Consider the following 16,954-nt stretch of genomic DNA (forward strand, 5'->3'; position numbering starts at 1 on the left):
CGCTAGGGGCGAGCCGTGAGCACGCTTGCCCTGCGACCGGACTGGCTGGACGGCTATGCCGCGCGATCTTCCCGCGCCGACCTGTTCGGGGATGCAGCCCCCACCACCGTTCGTGGCTGGCGCGATGTCGCGCAAGGGTTGGCGAATCTGGCCGATCAGGATCCGGCGGCCCTGCAGGAAGCGACATCCCGCCACGCCGCCGACCTTGGCCTTTCCTTCCGGCTGACCGGCGACGAGGACGAGCGTTCGTGGCCGCTCAATGCCATGCCGCTGATCGTCGGCGCACAGGAATGGGCGCACGTCGAGCGGGGGCTGATCCAGCGGGCGAGCCTGCTCGAACAACTGGCGGCAGACATCTACGGCCCGCAGAAACTGGTGAAGGATGGGCATCTGCCCGCCGCCGTCGTCACTGGCAGTCCGTTCTTCGCGCGCAAGATGATCGGTCACACGCCTCCCGGCGGGCATTTCATTCAGGTCTATGCCGCCGATCTTGCGCGTGGGCCGGGCGGTGAATGGCGGGTGCTGCAAGACAGGGTGCGCGCGGCGGGCGGCATCGGCTACGCCCTCGAAAACCGGCTGACGATGTCGCGGGCCGTGGGCAATCTTTTGGCCGAAGCCCACGCCCGCCGCCTGTCCGACTTTTTCACGCAAATGCAGGCGGGGATGGCCGCTGCGTGCCGACGGGATAATCCGCGTATCGCCCTGCTGACGCCGGGACGCTTCAACCAGACCTATGCCGAGCAGGCGCATCTGGCGCGCTATCTGGGCTTGCCGCTCGTCGAAGGGCGCGACCTGACGGTGCTCGATGACAAGCTCTATGTCGGCACCATCGCCGGTCCCAAGCGCGTGGACGCGGTGTGGCGGTGGATCGACACGACGGCGATGGACCCGCTGTCATTTGATGCCAAGTCTCAACTCGGCGTCGCCAACTTGTTCGACGCGTGGGCGGGCGGGGGCGTGGAAATGGCCAACCGTCCGGGCGTGGAGGTGCTCGAATCCCCGGCATTCGCCGCGTTTCTCCCGCGTTTGTGCCGCGTGCTGCTGGGTGAAGCGCCTTTGCTGCCCAATGTCGCGACATGGTGGTGCGGGCAAGCGGTCGAAAGCTCCACCGTGGCCGCGCGCCTGGACGAGCTGGCGCTGCTTCCCGCGTTCGGCGGCCCCATCGAAGGGTTGGAGAGTGGCCAGCCGGTGGCGGGCGCGGCGCTTGACGGGGAATCGCGCAAGCGTCTGATCGATGCGCTGTGGCGAAGGCCGATGGACTATTGCGCGCAGGAAATCGTGCGGCTTTCCACCACCCCGGCAATCATCGACGGAAAGATCGTGCCGCGCCCCTTCACCGTGCGCGCATTTCTGGCGCGCTCGGCGGATGGTAGCTGGACGGTCATGCCGGGTGGTTTTGCGCGCCTTTCATCGACCAGCCAGCTCCCCACCTCGCTGATGAGTGAGGGCGATCTGTCTGCGGACTTGTGGGTTGTGGACGAAAAGCCATCCGCCCCGCATGTCACCAGCCGGGTCGCAGGAGAGCCGCCGATCTCACGCGGGGGCGGGATACTCGCAGCGCAGGCGGCGGACAATCTGTTCTGGTTCGGCCGCTACAACGAACGGGCGCAGACGATGGTGCGGATCGTCCGCGCGATACTGGCAAATCCCTGGCAGAGCCGCGATGCCGCCGTCGGCGATGAGGGCGTCTTGCCACGGCTAGCCGCGTTGCTGCGGGATTGGGGGGCGATCAGTGCGGAAACCGCGAAGCTGTCGGTCGCCGGGATCTGTACGCGGGCGCTCACTGAAACGCAGCTTCCCGGTGGTATCGCCGCGCTGATGCGGCGTCGCCTGCAGGTTGGCATGGCGCTGCGCGACCGGTTTTCCCGCGACGTCTGGCGGATCGTCAGCCGCCCGATGCCGTCGATCAAGGTGGATCAGCCGCAGTCGATGCTCGGCAGTGCACGCTGGCTGACCGAACATTTCAGCGCGTTATCCGGCCTGATCTCGGAAAATATGGTGCGCTCGGCGGCGTGGCGTTTCCTGGAGATAGGGCAACGTCTGGAACGGGCGCAGGCGATCTGCCGGATGGCGCGTTCGCTTGGGTCCGGCCCGGACGGGGGTGATCCGGCGGCACTAGGCCTGCTGCTCGACCTTTGCGACAGTCAGATCATCTATCGCAGCCGCTACCTGACCGCCGCTTTCGCCGATCCCGTGCGCGACCTGGTGCTGCTGGACCCGGACAATCCACGCGCGCTGGTATTTCAGGTCGCGGAGATCGTGGCGCATCTGTCCGCCTTGCCCAGCCTGCGCGATGATAACGTGCCCGAAGCCCCGTTGCGGGCGGCGCGGGCGCTGCTGGGCGAACTTCAGGCGGCGACCGCTTCCGACATGACGGTGGATCGCCTGGCGAAGGTGGAGAAGCAGTTGCTCGTCCTGTCCGACGCCATTTCAATGCGCTATTTCCTCGAGTTCGATCCCGAGGAAGCGGAACGGCGATCGCGATTGCTGTGATGCGCTATTCGATCAGCCACATCACCACCATCAAGTACGCACAACCGGCCCGGATGGCGCAGTTCAAGGTGCGGTTGCGACCTGCATCATGGCTGGGGCAGGCTGTGTCGGACTATGTGCTGACGCTGGATCCGCAACCGACGCAGATCGTGGAAGGGCAGGGCGGCTACCACGTCAACGAAGCGCGGTTCGCGTTGCGCGATGCCACAGCGCGGCTCCAGATCGAAAGCCGGTTCATCGTCGAGGTGGACGCGCTGCCGTTCTTCGTCACCGATGCCGCCGGACCGCGCCTTGCCGATCTGCGGGAGCGGGCGATGCAAAAGCCCGATTTGTCGGACACCGGCCCCGCGTCCTACATCTTCGCCTCCCCCATCGCGTCGCCGGAGCGGGCGATAGAGCAATGGGCGGGGTCTTTTCTGGACGAGTCGATGCCGGTGATGACGGCTGGGCGAGCGCTCATGTCCATGATCCACCGCGAATTTTCCTACGACCCCGGTGCTACCGAGACCGATACGCCGCCGTTGGAAGCGTTCACCCGGCGGCATGGCGTGTGCCAGGATTTCAGCCACGTGATGATTATCGCTGCGCGGGCGCATGGCATCCCGGCTGCCTACGTCAGCGGTTACCTGCGCACGCTGCCCCCTCCGGGAAAGCCGCGGCTGGTCGGCGCGGATGCGATGCACGCCTGGGTCAACCTGTGGTGCGGGGACGAACTGGGATGGGTTGGGTTCGACCCGACGAACAACTGCCTGGCCGATTCGGATCACATCTTTCTGGGCATGGGCCGCGACTATTCGGACGTGGCCCCGCTGGACGGCATCTTTCGCGGGGCTTCCGGCCAGAAGATGCACACGTCGGTGGACGTAGCGCCGCTCGACTGATCGCTCCCGGTTCATCCAGCATCTCTGCGGCCGGCTCCGGTCACCGGCTCGCCTGGGAAAATCCCCGCGATGGCCAGGGCTGCGCCGATTCGCGACAGCGTTTCCAGCATGTCCCCCACGCTGTCCTCGACTACGACGAGTTCCAGCGTTTCGCGAGTCGGTGCCGGGCCGCGATCGCGCAGGCTGGTGATCAGTTCCAGAATCACCGCTTCGTGCTCGGAAACGTGGCTGCAACCCAAGGGGCAGAACGCCAGCGTGTCCAGCGCGTCGCGATTCAGCAAGACCATGGCGCGGTGGAACGGCTGCAGCCCCCCGATCATCCGCCAGCGGGCGAAAGCCGGCGCCAGAAGCTGCGCGGGACAGCGTCTTTGGCCGATGGCCGTCACCCACGCGCGCATCGACCAGACAAGGAACCGGCAGCCTTCGTCGAGAGTGCTGAGAGGGCGATCGACGTATTGGTACATGCGCTGCTTCCTTTGTGCTTGCCAATGCGAATGATTATCATTAGCTACTGTTGCGCGGCTTGCTCCTCTCGTCAAGCCTGCAACCAAGCCCGGATGGAAGCTTGTCATGGGGCCTCCATCCCATCCTGTGACCTTGGCCGGGGCGGCTCCTTGCCTTGCTCGCCCCGGCCATTTTTTCCAGGTCGTCTGTCCAGGTGTTATCCCGTGCTTTGCACCGGTTTTGCCGGGCTTACCCACAGGGCAGCGGGCCATTAGCCTCGCGCGGAACGAACCGCCGCGCCGCCAGCAAACGGGGCGATGGCGATAAGGACAAGGCTCGCTGCTGCCGTGAGCGCCAGGCCGGACGCTCCGCCGGTTCCCAGACTTCCGGCACCGAAGATGAGTACCGGAATGGCCATGGGAATCACCAGAAGGCCCGATAGCGCCGCGCCGCCGCGCAGACCGGCCGTAAGCGCGGCGACTGTGACACCCAGCGCCGCAAGCCCTGGCGTCCCCGCCAGAAGGCCGAGTTCCACCGTCCTTACCGTTTTTCCATCAAGGCCCAGCAGCGCCGCCGCAGGGATGGTTGCCAGCATCAGCGGGGGTCCGAAGCTGATCCAGTGCGCCAGCACTCTCACTGCGATCACGACTTCTTCGGAAATGCCCCGCAGCGCCCATTGATCGAATGCGCCGAGTTCAATGTCGGGCTCCACCAGTCGATCGAGCGGCAGGATCGCGGCGAGAAGGGCGGCCACCCAGATCACCCCGCCGCCCGTCCGGGCGAGGAGCGGCGCGTCAGGCCCGACCGCGAAGGGATAGAGCATCGCCACGCTAAGGAAAAACAGCACCGGCAGCAACGCGCCGCCTCCTCTTCCGCCGAGCAACAGCCGCGCGAGGTCTCGGCGCAGGAGTGCGATGATGCGGCGGGTCATCGGGTGTGCTCGCTCAGGTCCAGAGTGCTCAGACCAGGCAATCGAAAGGGTTGGTGCGACGCAATCACCGCAATGCCGCCATTGGCGCAGTGCTGGGCGGTGATCTCCTCCGCCAACTGGACGGCATGTCCGTCCAACCCGTTCAGCGGTTCGTCCAGCAGCCAGATCGGGGCATTCTGGCTCAGCAGACGCGCCAGCGCCGCGCGTTTCCTCTGTCCCGTCGAGAGATAGCGTACCGGCACGTCGATCAACCGGGCCAAGCCAAGTCGACCGAGATGATCCGCGCGCCCGCCATCCATGTCTCGCCAGAAGGACAAGGCTTTGCCCAGTGGCAGGGCCGGGTCGAGAGCAGGCCGTTCATCCAACAGCCCGATCGCCCCGCCGACGTGAACGGACCCGGCGAATGGGGGCGCAAGGCCAGCGATGATCCGCAGCAGGCTTGATTTACCGATGCCGTTCGGACCGGCCACGTGCAGCGCCTCGCCCGCTCCGAGATGAAAGGACAGTCCCGCAAACAGCACACGATCGCCCCGGCGGCACGCAAGATCGGTTATCGCAATGTCGGCGGCCTGCATGACATGGCGCGATAAGCCAAACCCGTGGCGCTGCCAAGGCGAGCGGATGGGGCGCGGTCACATTGCCGATTCGGGCTGCGGCGCGCGATCAGCCCCGTCTCATGCAAGCTACCCCCCGCGATTACAGCGCCGGATTGTTATAGCAGTGCCAGGTGAAAATAGCGGCGGCTCCCCGGTATGGCCGCCAGGGTTCCGCCAGTTCGCGTGTCAGTTTCTCGCTGGGGCGGGCTTCAAGGCCCAGCAGCTTGTGCAGCCCTGCCTGCACCGCAAGGTCGCCAGCGGGCCAGATATCGGGGCGTCCCTCGGCGAAGAGCAGGTAGATTTCCGCCGACCAGCGCCCGATGCCCTTGATCCGCACGAGTTGCTCGATGGCTTCCTCGTCATCGGCGGGCAGATTTTCCAGGTCCAGCGTGCCCGCGATGACCAGTTCGCACAGGGACCGGACATAGCCCTGTTTCTGGCGCGAAAGACCGCAGCCCCGCAATACATCGAACTCGGCGGCAAGCAGGGTCTCAGGCCGAATTCCTTCGCCAAGCAGCGCCTCCAAACGATTCCACACGGACGCGGCGGCAGCCACGCTCACCTGCTGACCGACGATCGTGCGCAGCAGCGTGGCATAACCGGTTTCGCGAATCCGCGGTTCCGGAAGGCCTGCAACCTTCAAGGCCCGCGCAAAGGCTGGCTCGATCACCGCAAGGGCATCAAGGTCGGAGTGTAGCTTCTCTGCCGTCAAACCCATGATTACGCTACCTTGCCAAAGAGGGCTGCAGCCATTAGCAGCCTGCGGCAAGTGCGCATACAGCCACATGTACGATACGGGATGTATCAAGGGGATTTTTGAAATATGCCGCAGATCACCATCGTTAATCACTCTGGCGAAGAAACCGTCGTCGACGCGTCCGAAGGGCTGAGCCTGATGGAAGTCATCCGTGACAACGGCTTTGACGAACTTCTCGCGCTGTGCGGCGGGTGCTGCTCCTGCGCGACCTGCCATGTTCACATCGATCCCGCTTTCGCCGACAAAATGCCGGAGATGAGCGAAGACGAAAACGATCTGCTCGACAGTTCGGATCACCGTAACGAGTACTCGCGGCTGTCCTGCCAGGTGCCCGTGACCGCCGCGCTGGATGGGCTCAAGGTCACGATCGCGCCCGAGGACTGAGGCCAACGCACTACGAATTGTGGATGGCATGGTGCAAATCAATTGCGCCTTGCCACCGCTCTTCCTACCTGTCGCGCCATGACCGCATCTCAGACGTCCGCTCCTAAAGCGCAGCCCTCCACGCTCGACCTTATTGGCAACACACCGCTCGTCCTGCTGAAAGGGCCGAGCGAGGCTGCCGGATGCGAAATCTGGGGCAAGTGCGAATTCGCCAATCCCGGTGCGTCGGTAAAGGATCGCGCGGCTCTGTGGATCGTGCGCGATGCCGAACGGCGCGGGCTGCTGAAGCCCGGCGGCACGATCGTGGAAGGTACGGCGGGCAATACCGGTATCGGTCTGGCGCTGGTCGCCAATGCGCTTGGCTACAAGACGGTCATCGTCATGCCCGAAACCCAGTCGCGCGAAAAGATGGACACGCTGCGGGCGCTGGGCGCGCAGCTTGTTCTCGTGCCGGCAGCGCCGTTTTCGAACCCCGCGCATTTCGTCCATACCTCACGGCGGCTGGCCGAGGATACCGAAGGCGCGATCTGGGCGAACCAGTTCGATAACATCGCCAATCGCAAGGCCCACATCGAAAGCACGGCGCGGGAAATCTGGGAACAGATGGATGGCCGGATCGATGGCTTCACCTGCGCCGCCGGTACCGGGGGGACCATCGCCGGGACCGGCATGGGGCTCAAGGAGTTCGACGACAAGGTGGTCATCGCGCTCACCGATCCTTACGGCGCGGCCTTGTACAACTACTACGCGCATGGCGAATTGAAGGCCGAGGGCAGTTCGGTGGCCGAAGGCATCGGGCAAGGGCGAATCACCGCCAACCTCGAGGGCGCGCCGATCGATACGCAGTTCCGCGTCTCCGACGAGGAGGGGCTGACTTGGGTTGAGCGCCTGTTGAGCGAAGAGGGCTTGTGCCTTGGTCTGTCCTCCGGAATCAACGTCGCCGGAGCGGTGGCACTGGGGCGCAAGCTGGTGGCCGATGGTCGCGCCGATGCCCGGGTTGCCACGATCCTGTGCGACACGGGGTTCCGCTATCTGTCCTCGCTTTACAACGCCGAATGGCTGGAGGCGAAGGGCCTTCCGGTCTTCCCCTGGCTGGCGAAGTGATGTAACAACTGGTCGATGGCAGGAAACCTTCCGCCTTTTATGGTCGAACCGCAAAACATCATCGAACCGCTTCAGGCGCCGCGCCATTTTGTGCCGCCCACCGCGCGAGAATTGCGTTCTCAGGCCGTGCACCGGTTGCAGATCGGGCTATTCGGCCTGTGTGCGATGCTGATGATCGTCGGGCTGGCCAACATCATTCGTGACAAGCTGCGATTGAATGAGACGCAGGACCCGATCCAGCAGGTGGTTTCGGTCGATGCCAAGCCGACCAAGACTGCCAGCGACCCACTCGCCGATATAGGCGTGGTACCCGCCGCTGATCCCAGCCCGACACCAACAGCGACGCCATCGGCAAATGCTGCCACCAACCCTGCTGCGAAAGCCCTGATCGATCCTGGCGCGACATCTGCGCCTTGACCTTGTCGCGGTTGCTGCCCTTGCACTAGCCGGGTGCGGGAAGGCGGATACGCCGGTACAGGGCAGGGATCGATCTCCGCAGGTCATCGGCCTTTACAGCAGCCTGCCCATCGCCTGGAACGAAAGTCAGGACATTCGCGGGCTACTAGCCGACGATGCCGCGCCGCATTGGGTGCTGTCGTTGCTCCGTAGTAGAGGGAATGTCGAGCCGCTTGACACGCTGGCGCCGATGAGGCTGCCTGAGCGCGGCATCCTGATCCTTGCCCAGCCGCGCCCGTTGACGGCCCAGGAAAACGTGGCCCTCGACGCGTGGGTGCAGAAGGGCGGTCGGGTGCTGCTGTTTGCTGATCCCATGCTGACCGAACATTCGATATTCGGTCCCGGTGATCCGCGTCGGCCGCAGGACATTGCCTTGCTGTCTCCCATCCTGTCGCGGTGGGGGCTGGCTCAGGAGTTCGACGAGGACCAGCCAGCGGGAGAACGTCCGGGCAAGCTGGCGGGCGGCGATATGCCGGTGAACCTGACCGGGCATTTCCGCAAATTGGGGAAAGCCGGGGATGCGGTGGCGAAATGCCGTCTGGAGGCGGATGGATTGCTGGCGGATTGCGATGCGGGCGAGGGCCACATCATCGCAGTGGCCGATGCAGCAGTCCTGGAAACACCCGAAAACCCACAGGATCTGCCCGTCCGCCAGTCCATCCTCAGTAAACTGCTGAATCGGCTGACCGCGGGTCCCAAACCGAACTGATCGGGGATGCCCGGGGAATGCTGGGATTACTCCAGATAAGATATCAGCGCTAAGAAAAATCGTTTTATTTCAATGCAAAAGGTCGAGCGCAATCAGGGCGGATGCAGAATTCCGCCCATCGCCTATGGCGTTTCCATCACATCTCGGTGGATAAATAACCACTAATCCCCACATTTCCCTTTAATCGCCAGATTTCCCGATATAGAAGAACGGTCAATCGGAATGGCTGAGTCTCGCCGTGCCTTATCGAAGGCTCGGAGCCGGGCGCGCGCATGCGTGGTCGGCAGCGGTGAAGTCATGCCCGAGACGTGAACCTAATCGGGGCGAAACAGGCGGATATGGCGGGGCAGCCATTCATTTACAGCGGGCAGGGCTTTTCGCTTTTACGCGACAAGAACCGCTTCGTGCTGCCCAACGTGCTCCGGTCCACGGTTCGCGAATCGAGCAATCGCGATGTCCTCCTCCTCGCCAAGCACCCTGAATGGAAATGTCTGGTCGGATTCGGACAGTCGCGTGTCGATGAGTTCGAGCAGCAGATTGCCGACGAGCAGACGCGTGCCGACAACGCCGGCCGCCCCTTCAATCGCGACAAACGCGCGATGCAGCTCTACAATTTCCAGAATGTGCCGTTCGACGGCAGTGGCCGCTTCACCATGCCCGACGCGCTCGCCAACCTTGCCGCGCTGGACGATCAGCTGTTCTTCCAGGGTATCGGCCGCACGATCCTGATCTGGAACCCCGAAGAACTCTACAAGTTGGCAGAAGATCCGGAATTCGAAGCCGCTATCGCCACCTGCCGTTCGCTGCAGGATGCCGAACTGGCCAAGGCGAAGAAGAAATGAGCGTGATGGCATGAGCGCTCCGGGCCAGCCCCATATTCCCGTGCTCCTTGAGGAGGTGGTCGCCGCCCTGAACCCCCGGGGCGGCGACCTCATCGTCGATGCGACGCTGGGCGCCGGTGGCTATACGCGCCGCCTTCTGAATGAGGGCGCGACCGTCCACGCATTCGACCGTGATCCCGATGCGATCGCCGCCGTTCGCGAGAATGCAGCGAAGTGGCCGGAGCTGGCGAGCGAGCCTCCCCGTCTGGTGCTGCACCCACGCCGCTTTTCCGAGATCGCCGAATCGCTGCAGGACGCGGGCGTCGATCAGGTGGACGGCGTGGTGATGGACATCGGCGTTTCATCCATGCAGCTCGACCAGGCGGAGCGGGGCTTTGCGTTTGGGTCGGATGGTCCGCTTGACATGCGGATGAGCCAGGATGGCCCGTCCGCTGCCGACTTCTGCAATGAAGCCGACGAGGCGCAGATCGCCGACGTGCTTTATCTGTATGGGGAAGAACGCCAGTCTCGCCGGGTCGCCCGCGCCATCGTCGCCGCGCGGCCCTTGAAGACGACGGCGGAGCTCGCGCGGGCGGTTCGCAAGGCGTTGGGATACAACCCGGCTTACAAAGGCAATTCCGCGCCGAAAGACCCGGCCATCCGCACGTTTCAGGCCATCCGCATCCATGTGAACGGTGAACTGGATGAACTGGACGCAGGGCTTGCCGGGGCGGAAACGATGCTGCGTGAAGGCGGCCGCCTGGCGGTGGTGACGTTCCACAGCCTCGAGGATCGCAAAGTGAAGCGTTTTCTGCGCGATGCGAGCAGCGCCGGTCAGTCGACGTCCCGCCATCTGCCGCAGTCGGTCTCCGCGCCGGTGCCGTTCGCTCAGCTATCCAAGGCCGTGCGTCCTGGCGAAGCTGAGCTGACGGCCAATCCCCGTTCCCGTTCCGCTACGCTGCGCAGCGCCGTGCGCACCGACGCTCCGCCCCGATCCTCGCTTCCTTCCGAGCCTGTTGGCCGCCCCAACCACAGGAGTCCCGCATGAACTTCACCAGTGACCGTGTCCGTTCCATTGGGTGGATTTCCATGCTGGTGGTATGCGGCGCGATGACCATCGGCCTGACGCTGCGCGTCAACGCGGTCAAGAGTCAGGTTCACGATACGGAGAAGCGGATCGTGTGGGTCAAGCAGGACATCGAGTTTCTGGAAACCGAGTTCCAGACCCGTTCCAATCAGCAGGCCCTGCGCCAGCTGAACGATCTGGAATTCGGGTACAAGGCACCGATGGCCGGCCAGTATATCGAGGGTGAACGCCAGCTGGCTGCGCTGGGCATGCCTGCGGCTCCCGGCGCGCCGCAGCCTATTCGCTACGCCAATGCCGAAGTGCCCGAGACGGATGGCGGATCGCTGCTGGCGATGGTTTCCCCGGTTTCGGGGGCGACTGCCGCCGCCCCACCCGAAAAAGGCAAGGGTCGCGATCCCGAACGTGAGGCGATCGCCCGCGATGCCGCCGCCATCGGCAAGCGCCTTGCCCGCATCGAAGTTGCCGAGGTGGCGCAGCAGTGAACGCCCAGACGTTCTCCTTCGGAACGATACCGACCACGGTTTCCACCGGGCGGCGTCAGCTTTTCAACGTGCGTCAGCAGTCGCTGCTGACGGCGAAGATCCGCATCCTTTGGATTCTCGGCGTTTTCCTGTTGGTGACCGTTTGCGCCTTGGTGCGGATCACCTACCTCGGGTTTACCGGCGTGACGCCCCGCCACGGCGATCTTGCTGATCTTCTGATCCCCAATCGCGGAGAGATCGTGGACCGCAACGGCGTGCCGCTCGCCCGCGAATTTCGGACCTATTCCCTCTGGCTCAATCCCAAGGCGATGACCGAGGGGTCCACCCTGATCCACTCACCGGAATGGGTGGCGGATGGCTTGGTCCGCATTTTCCCTGATCTCGACCGGGCCGAAGTGCTCGGCAAATTGCGCTCCGGCCAGCCCGGCTATATCCGCAAATCGATCCTGCCTGAAGACGCCAACAAGGTGCACGCGCTGGGTGAACCGGCGCTGGAATACCCGCTGGAAGCAACGCGGTTCTATCCACAAGGGTCGATGGCGGCGCATGTGCTCGGCTATGTCGATAGCTACGGCCACGGCAAAGTCGGCATGGAGCAGGCTTTCAACGATCAACTGACGAGCCCTGAGGGTCGCACCAGTCCGTCAGTTCTGTCCATCGACTTCCGGGTGCAGAGCGCTTTGGAAGACGAGCTTGCAACGGCGATAACGCTGAGCAAGGCCAAGGGCGCAGCGGGCGTCATCCTCGATGTAGATACCGGTGAAATCCTGGCGCTGGCATCGTTGCCGTCGTTCGATCCCAATCACGTGAAGCCGACCGACATGGTCATCCCGCCCGAACTGGCCGCGCAGGGCGAAGTGCCGCATGGTTTCAATCGGGTGACCAACCAGGTTTACGAACTGGGCTCCACCTTCAAGCCGATTACCGTCGCGTCCGCGCTGGATGCCGGGGTAGTTTCCGACATGAGCCGTCGCTGGCCCGCAACACCGCTGCATGTCGGTCGCTTCACCATTCACGACCTACATAGCTACGGCTCATCGCTGAATGTGCCGGAGACGCTGATCCACTCGTCGAACACCGTGACCGCGCGTATTTCTGACGAACTGGGCGGTGTGAGGCTGAAGAAGACGATGGAAGCGCTCGGGATGAACGAGCGGCCCTATGTCGAGCTGCCTGCCAAGGGCTTCCCGATCTGGCCGCGTGGCGAATGGCCGCGTCTGCGCACCATGACTGTCGCGTATGGCCACGGCATCGCGGTGACGCCGCTGCATCTGGCCTCGGCTTATGCAGCACTCGTCAACGGGGGGATCTGGCGCCCGGCTACGCTCAAGAAGCTGGACGCGTCGCAGGTGCCTGCCGGTCGCCGGGTGTTCAAGGCTTCGACCAGCGCACGTCTCCGCCAGCTGCTTCGTATGATCGTACAGTATGGCACCGGCCGTAAGGCAGATGCACCCGGCTTCCGTGTCGGGGGCAAGACCGGTTCGGCGGAAAAGCCGGGCGTGGGCGGCTATCGCAAAAGCTCGCTGATCGCCACGTTCGCCGCCGCGTTCCCGATGGACAAGCCGCGCTACGTGGTCATCGCCATGATGGACGAGCCGCAAGGGACTCAGGCGACCTCGTTCCAGCGCACTGCCGCCTGGAATGCCGCTCCGGTGATCCAGCGCGTCGTTCCCCGGATTGGCCCGCTTCTAGGAATTATGCCGGATGAGACGCGCGACATCGACATCACCGACCTAAAGCCGCTGGTGCCGGCAGGGGCGTCGGAATAATGAAGTTGTCCGCCCTGTGTCTAGCCGCCGGCATGCCGACGAGCGATAGCGACGCCATCGTGACCGGATTTGCGATCGACCATCGCAAAGTCGCCCCCGGTACCATTTTCGGCGCCTTTCGAGGGGCGCGGTTCAATGGCGAGGATTTCATCGCCGATGCGGTGAAGGCGGGTGCCGTCGCCATCGTCGCCCACCCCGACGCCAAAGTCGAAGGCGCGATCCATTTTGCGGATCAGGAACCGCGCCGCCTGTTTGCCCGTCTGGCTGCGCCGTTCTTCTCTCCGGTCCCGGAAACGCTGGTCGCGGTCACGGGAACCAACGGCAAGACGTCTACGGTCGAGCTGACCCGGCAGTTGTGGCGCATGGCAGGACACCGCGCTGCCTCCATCGGCACGCTGGGTGTCACCACCAGCGACGAGAGCGTCTCCACCGGGCTGACAACGCCCGACATCGCCACTTTCCTGGCAAACTTGTCGGGTCTGGCGCGCGAGGGGGTGACGCATGTCGCTTATGAGGCATCGAGCCACGGCCTTTCCCAGTTCCGCATAGAAGGGCCACGCGTCGTCGCCGGGGCCTTCACCAACCTGAGCCGCGATCACCTAGACTACCACGCGACGATGAACGACTACTTCGCCGCGAAAATGCGCCTTTTCGATGAGGTGGTCGTCGATGGCGGAACCGCCGTGATCTGGGCAGACGATGCCTGGTCCGACAAAGCGATCGAGCACGCGCGCAGGCGGGGGCTCAAGCCCTTCACGGTCGGGGAGAAGGGCGCTGACATTCGCCTTCTGAGCCGCACTCCCGGCGGGCTGGGGCAGAAACTGCAGATCGAGCATGCGGGCATTTCCCGCACCATCGACCTGCCGCTGATAGGTGCGTATCAGGCAGCCAACACGCTCGTCGCGGCGGGGCTGGTACTGGCCACCGGTGGGCAGCCGGACGCGACATTCGATGCTATACGCAGGCTCGTGACAGTGCGCGGGCGCATCGAGCGCGCGGCGATCACGCCGTCGGGCGCGCCTGTCTATGTCGATTACGCGCACACGCCTGACGCGCTGGAAGCGGCAATAGCGGCGTTGCGCCCGCATGTTACCGGCAAGCTGATTGCGGTGTTCGGTGCGGGCGGCGATCGCGATCAGGGCAAGCGGCCTGAAATGGGCAAAGTGGCGAGCGAGGGGGCAGACCTCGCCATCGTCACCGACGACAATCCGCGCGGGGAAGACCCTGCGGCGATCCGGGCCATGGTTCTGGCAGGGATGGCGCAGGGTGCGCGGGAAGTGGGCGACCGGCGGGAGGCCATTGGCGCCGCCGTCGCCGCGGCGAACGAGGGCGACATCGTCCTCATCGCCGGCAAGGGGCACGAACAGGGGCAGATCATAGGCAGCGGCGACAACGTGCGCGTGCTGCCATTCGACGATGTCACCGTAGCCAGGGAAATGGCTGGCTCGCTGGGAAGGTAGGAATACGATGGTTGCTGTTGCCCGGATCCTCGACTGGCCGCTCGATGCGGCGGAAGAGAACCTGCACGTCCTGTGGGACGCGGTGTCCATCGCGCGCGCCGTCAAAGGCACGGCAAGCGCGGACTTCACCGTCTCCGGCGTCGAGATCGACAGCCGCGACGTGCAACCCGGCGACCTGTTCTTCGCGTTGAAGGGGGAGGCCATGGACGGCCACCGCTTCGTGGAGGCGGCCTTTGCAAAGGGCGCGGCCGCCGTCGTGGTGGATCGTCCGGTGGATGGGCCGCATATTCTGGTCAACGATACCATGGACGCCCTCGAGCGGCTGGGGGCTGCGGCTCGGCTGCGCGGACGCGGGCCCATCATCGGTGTTACCGGATCGGTCGGGAAGACCGGGGTGAAGGAGATGATCTTCGCTGCGCTCGACCGCGCCAGCCGGGGTGACGCGCACCGTTCGGTCAAGAGCTATAACAACCACGTTGGTGTGCCACTGAGCCTGGCGCGGATGCCTGCCCGGGCGCGCTTTGGCGTATTCGAGATGGGCATGAACCACGCAGGCGAAATCGCCGCGCTGACCCGCCAGGTTCGCCCTCATGTCGCCGTCATCACCACGATCGCGCCCGCCCACATCGAGATGCTGGGCTCGGAAGAAGCGATCGCCCGGGCCAAGGCGGAGATCTTCGAAGGGCTGGAGGAGGGCGGCACCGCCGTCATCCCGATCGACAGCCCGCACTTCGCGACGTTGCGCGATGCGGCGCTGGCCTGCGGGGCTGTGGTCGTATCCTTTGGCAAGGCCGCGGATGCCGACGTGCGGTTGCTGGACACGGTTCCGGCGATCGGCGGCGGCTCGCTGGTGACCGTCGACATGGGCGACCGGCGCGTATGCTACACGGTTGCCGCTCCCGGTGAGCATCAGGTGATCAACTCGCTCGCCGTCATGGCCGCCGTCCGCTCGGTCAAGGGCGATCTCGGCGCGGCCGGTGTCGCCCTGGCCGAATTGGGGGGCATGGCCGGACGCGGTGCACGGATCGAGATCGACGTGCCCGGCGGGGAACCGGACGACGATGGCCATCGCCGCGCCCTGCTGATCGACGAAAGCTACAACGCCAACCCCGCATCCATGCGCGCCACTCTGGCGCAGCTTGGCCGCACCCCGGCACAGCGCCGGATCGCGGTTCTCGGCGCGATGAAGGAGCTGGGCAGCCACGGCCCGGACTATCATGCCGCGCTGGCCGGACCGATCCGCGACGTGCCATTAGATTACGCCGTGCTGGTGGGCGAGGAAATGGGCGCGCTGGCGGCGGAATTGGGGAAATCCGACGCTGCCGACCTTGGCAAACAGGTGCCTTTCGCCCATTGCCCGAGTGTGCAGGAAGCTGTCGAAACCTTGCGCGCTTTCGGCCTTCGCCGGGATGACGCCATCCTGGTGAAAGGATCGAATTCCGTAGGGCTGGCAGCGCTGGTATCAGCGCTTGGCAAGCAGGAAGGGTAGGGGCGAAAGCCCACAGGATGTTGTATCTTTTTGCAGAAATGTTCCACTTCGAGGGACTGGCAAACCTTTTCCGCTACCAGACATTCCGGTCCGGCGCGGCGCTTATGACGGCGCTCGTGATCGGTCTCATTATCGGCCCCAAGTTCATCAACGTGCTGCGCGTGCGGCAGGGCAAGGGGCAGCCTATCCGCGAGGACGGGCCGCAAAGCCACCTCGCCAAACGCGGTACTCCCACCATGGGCGGCCTCATGATCCTGACGGCTCTGGTCCTGACCATGCTTTTGTACATGGACGTGACCAATCCCTTCGTCTGGGCGTGCGTTGCCGTGACGGTGGGCTTCGGGGCCATCGGTTTTCTGGACGACTACGATAAGGTGACGAAACGCCACCACGCCGGTCTGTCCAGCAAGCTGCGCCTGCTGCTGGAATTCATCGTCGCGGGAATTGCCGCGTACATCATCGTCAGCCAGCTCAACACCAACCTTTACGTGCCGTTCCTTTCGGGTCGCTACATACCGTTGGGACCGTTCTATTACGTCTTCGCCGCCGTGGTGATCGTGGGCGCGGGCAATGCCGTGAACCTGACGGACGGGCTGGACGGACTGGCCACGATGCCGGTCATCATCGCTGCCGGGACGTTCGCGATCATCTGCTATCTGGCGGGGCGTGTGGACTATGCCACGTACCTGGGGATTCCGCATGTACCCCGCGCGGGCGAACTGGCGATCTTCTGCGCCGGTATCATGGGGGCGGGCCTCGCGTTCCTGTGGTTCAACGCGCCGCCTGCCGCCGTGTTCATGGGTGATACCGGCAGCCTTGCGCTGGGTGGTGCCCTCGGCTGCGTGGCGGTGGCGGCCCATCACGAGATCGTGCTCGCGATCGTCGGCGGGCTGTTCGTGCTGGAGGCGGCATCGGTCATCATTCAGGTATTCTGGTTCAAGCGCACCGGTCGACGGGTATTCCGGATGGCGCCGATCCATCATCACTTCGAACAGAAGGGCTGGCGTGAATCGACCGTGGTGATCCGTTTCTGGATCATCTCGATCGTCCTTGCGGTAATCGGCCTCTCCACGCTGAAATTGCGCTAGGGG

At 64.4% G+C, this 16,954-nt stretch carries 17 protein-coding genes; 13 read left to right on the forward strand and 4 right to left on the reverse strand.

Going from position 1 to position 16,954, the window contains the following annotated elements:
- The first annotated feature begins 15 nt into the window (after nt 1–15).
- Nucleotides 16–2,493, forward strand: coding sequence for a circularly permuted type 2 ATP-grasp protein (locus ACZ1JM_RS16675; RefSeq protein WP_465133467.1), 2,478 nt, complete (start codon nt 16–18; stop codon nt 2,491–2,493).
- The gene (locus tag ACZ1JM_RS16680; protein ID WP_465133468.1) at nt 2,493–3,374 is read left to right on the forward strand and encodes a transglutaminase family protein; all 882 of its coding nucleotides are present in this window, start codon (nt 2,493–2,495) and stop codon (nt 3,372–3,374) included. Before ACZ1JM_RS16675 ends, ACZ1JM_RS16680 begins: the two co-directional genes overlap by 1 nt.
- Before the next feature lie 11 nt (nt 3,375–3,385).
- Here ACZ1JM_RS16680 and ACZ1JM_RS16685 read toward each other — a convergent pair whose 3' ends face one another.
- The 4 genes from ACZ1JM_RS16685 to ACZ1JM_RS16700 form a co-directional block, all read right to left on the reverse strand.
- Nucleotides 3,386–3,838 carry a hypothetical protein gene (locus ACZ1JM_RS16685; RefSeq protein ID WP_465133469.1) on the reverse strand — a complete coding sequence of 151 codons (453 nt, stop codon included), beginning with the start codon at nt 3,836–3,838 and terminating at the stop codon, nt 3,386–3,388.
- Between the two features lie 251 nt (nt 3,839–4,089).
- On the reverse strand, nt 4,090–4,749 hold the full coding sequence (locus ACZ1JM_RS16690) for a heme exporter protein CcmB (RefSeq protein WP_465133470.1): 660 nt from the start codon (nt 4,747–4,749) through the stop codon (nt 4,090–4,092).
- Complete coding sequence (gene ccmA / locus ACZ1JM_RS16695; RefSeq protein ID WP_465133471.1) at nt 4,746–5,324, reverse strand: heme ABC exporter ATP-binding protein CcmA; 579 nt, start codon at nt 5,322–5,324, stop codon at nt 4,746–4,748. The genes ACZ1JM_RS16690 and ccmA overlap by 4 nt, the downstream gene beginning before the upstream one ends.
- 121 nt (nt 5,325–5,445) lie before the next feature.
- Entirely contained in the window at nt 5,446–6,063 is a 618-nt protein-coding gene (locus tag ACZ1JM_RS16700; protein ID WP_465133472.1) for a DNA-3-methyladenine glycosylase family protein, read from the reverse strand.
- 105 nt (nt 6,064–6,168) lie between these two features.
- Here ACZ1JM_RS16700 and ACZ1JM_RS16705 point away from each other — a divergent pair, with 105 nt between their 5' ends.
- From ACZ1JM_RS16705 to mraY, 11 genes are all read left to right on the forward strand, one after another.
- A complete protein-coding gene (locus ACZ1JM_RS16705; RefSeq protein ID WP_465133473.1) occupies nt 6,169–6,486 on the forward strand; it encodes a 2Fe-2S iron-sulfur cluster-binding protein in 318 nt (105 codons plus the stop codon).
- Nucleotides 6,487–6,564: 78 nt separating this feature from the next.
- Entirely contained in the window at nt 6,565–7,590 is a 1,026-nt protein-coding gene (locus tag ACZ1JM_RS16710; protein WP_465133474.1) for a cysteine synthase A, read from the forward strand.
- Nucleotides 7,591–7,629: 39 nt separating this feature from the next.
- Nucleotides 7,630–8,007 carry a hypothetical protein gene (locus tag ACZ1JM_RS16715; RefSeq protein ID WP_465133475.1) on the forward strand — a complete coding sequence of 126 codons (378 nt, stop codon included), beginning with the start codon at nt 7,630–7,632 and terminating at the stop codon, nt 8,005–8,007.
- A gap of 172 nt (nt 8,008–8,179) precedes the next feature.
- Nucleotides 8,180–8,755, forward strand: coding sequence for a DUF4350 domain-containing protein (locus ACZ1JM_RS16720; RefSeq protein ID WP_465133476.1), 576 nt, complete (start codon nt 8,180–8,182; stop codon nt 8,753–8,755).
- A gap of 308 nt (nt 8,756–9,063) precedes the next feature.
- Nucleotides 9,064–9,597 (forward strand): division/cell wall cluster transcriptional repressor MraZ, encoded by a 534-nt coding sequence (locus ACZ1JM_RS16725; protein ID WP_465133477.1) that lies wholly within the window; start codon nt 9,064–9,066, stop codon nt 9,595–9,597.
- A 10-nt stretch (nt 9,598–9,607) separates the two neighbouring features.
- Entirely contained in the window at nt 9,608–10,624 is a 1,017-nt protein-coding gene (gene rsmH / locus ACZ1JM_RS16730) for a 16S rRNA (cytosine(1402)-N(4))-methyltransferase RsmH (RefSeq protein WP_465133478.1), read from the forward strand.
- Nucleotides 10,621–11,145 (forward strand): hypothetical protein, encoded by a 525-nt coding sequence (locus tag ACZ1JM_RS16735; RefSeq protein WP_465133479.1) that lies wholly within the window; start codon nt 10,621–10,623, stop codon nt 11,143–11,145. Before rsmH ends, ACZ1JM_RS16735 begins: the two co-directional genes overlap by 4 nt.
- Complete coding sequence (locus ACZ1JM_RS16740) at nt 11,142–12,914, forward strand: peptidoglycan D,D-transpeptidase FtsI family protein (protein WP_465133480.1); 1,773 nt, start codon at nt 11,142–11,144, stop codon at nt 12,912–12,914. The genes ACZ1JM_RS16735 and ACZ1JM_RS16740 overlap by 4 nt, the downstream gene beginning before the upstream one ends.
- Nucleotides 12,914–14,374, forward strand: a complete 1,461-nt coding sequence (locus ACZ1JM_RS16745) for a UDP-N-acetylmuramoyl-L-alanyl-D-glutamate--2,6-diaminopimelate ligase (RefSeq protein ID WP_465133481.1) — start codon at nt 12,914–12,916, stop codon at nt 14,372–14,374. Before ACZ1JM_RS16740 ends, ACZ1JM_RS16745 begins: the two co-directional genes overlap by 1 nt.
- A gap of 7 nt (nt 14,375–14,381) precedes the next feature.
- The gene (locus ACZ1JM_RS16750; protein ID WP_465133482.1) at nt 14,382–15,863 is read left to right on the forward strand and encodes a UDP-N-acetylmuramoyl-tripeptide--D-alanyl-D-alanine ligase; all 1,482 of its coding nucleotides are present in this window, start codon (nt 14,382–14,384) and stop codon (nt 15,861–15,863) included.
- Between the two features lie 17 nt (nt 15,864–15,880).
- A complete protein-coding gene (gene mraY, locus ACZ1JM_RS16755) occupies nt 15,881–16,951 on the forward strand; it encodes a phospho-N-acetylmuramoyl-pentapeptide-transferase (protein ID WP_465133483.1) in 1,071 nt (356 codons plus the stop codon).
- The last annotated feature ends 3 nt before the right edge of the window (nt 16,952–16,954 follow it).

The sequence above is a fragment of the Novosphingobium sp. BL-S-24 genome (assembly GCF_055521575.1).

Bases quoted from the DNA above. Each gene is read 5' to 3' on its own strand.
- ACZ1JM_RS16680 (WP_465133468.1), top strand. From the start codon at position 2,493: ATGCGCTATTCGATCAGCCACATCACCACCATCAAGTACGCACAACCG.
- ACZ1JM_RS16685 (WP_465133469.1), bottom strand. From the start codon at position 3,838: ATGTACCAATACGTCGATCGCCCTCTCAGCACTCTCGACGAAGGCTGC.
- ACZ1JM_RS16690 (WP_465133470.1), bottom strand. From the start codon at position 4,749: ATGACCCGCCGCATCATCGCACTCCTGCGCCGAGACCTCGCGCGGCTG.
- ccmA (WP_465133471.1), bottom strand. From the start codon at position 5,324: ATGCAGGCCGCCGACATTGCGATAACCGATCTTGCGTGCCGCCGGGGC.
- ACZ1JM_RS16700 (WP_465133472.1), bottom strand. From the start codon at position 6,063: ATGGGTTTGACGGCAGAGAAGCTACACTCCGACCTTGATGCCCTTGCG.
- ACZ1JM_RS16705 (WP_465133473.1), top strand. From the start codon at position 6,169: ATGCCGCAGATCACCATCGTTAATCACTCTGGCGAAGAAACCGTCGTC.
- ACZ1JM_RS16710 (WP_465133474.1), top strand. From the start codon at position 6,565: ATGACCGCATCTCAGACGTCCGCTCCTAAAGCGCAGCCCTCCACGCTC.
- ACZ1JM_RS16715 (WP_465133475.1), top strand. From the start codon at position 7,630: ATGGTCGAACCGCAAAACATCATCGAACCGCTTCAGGCGCCGCGCCAT.
- rsmH (WP_465133478.1), top strand. From the start codon at position 9,608: ATGAGCGCTCCGGGCCAGCCCCATATTCCCGTGCTCCTTGAGGAGGTG.
- ACZ1JM_RS16735 (WP_465133479.1), top strand. From the start codon at position 10,621: ATGAACTTCACCAGTGACCGTGTCCGTTCCATTGGGTGGATTTCCATG.
- ACZ1JM_RS16745 (WP_465133481.1), top strand. From the start codon at position 12,914: ATGAAGTTGTCCGCCCTGTGTCTAGCCGCCGGCATGCCGACGAGCGAT.
- ACZ1JM_RS16750 (WP_465133482.1), top strand. From the start codon at position 14,382: ATGGTTGCTGTTGCCCGGATCCTCGACTGGCCGCTCGATGCGGCGGAA.
- mraY (WP_465133483.1), top strand. From the start codon at position 15,881: ATGTTGTATCTTTTTGCAGAAATGTTCCACTTCGAGGGACTGGCAAAC.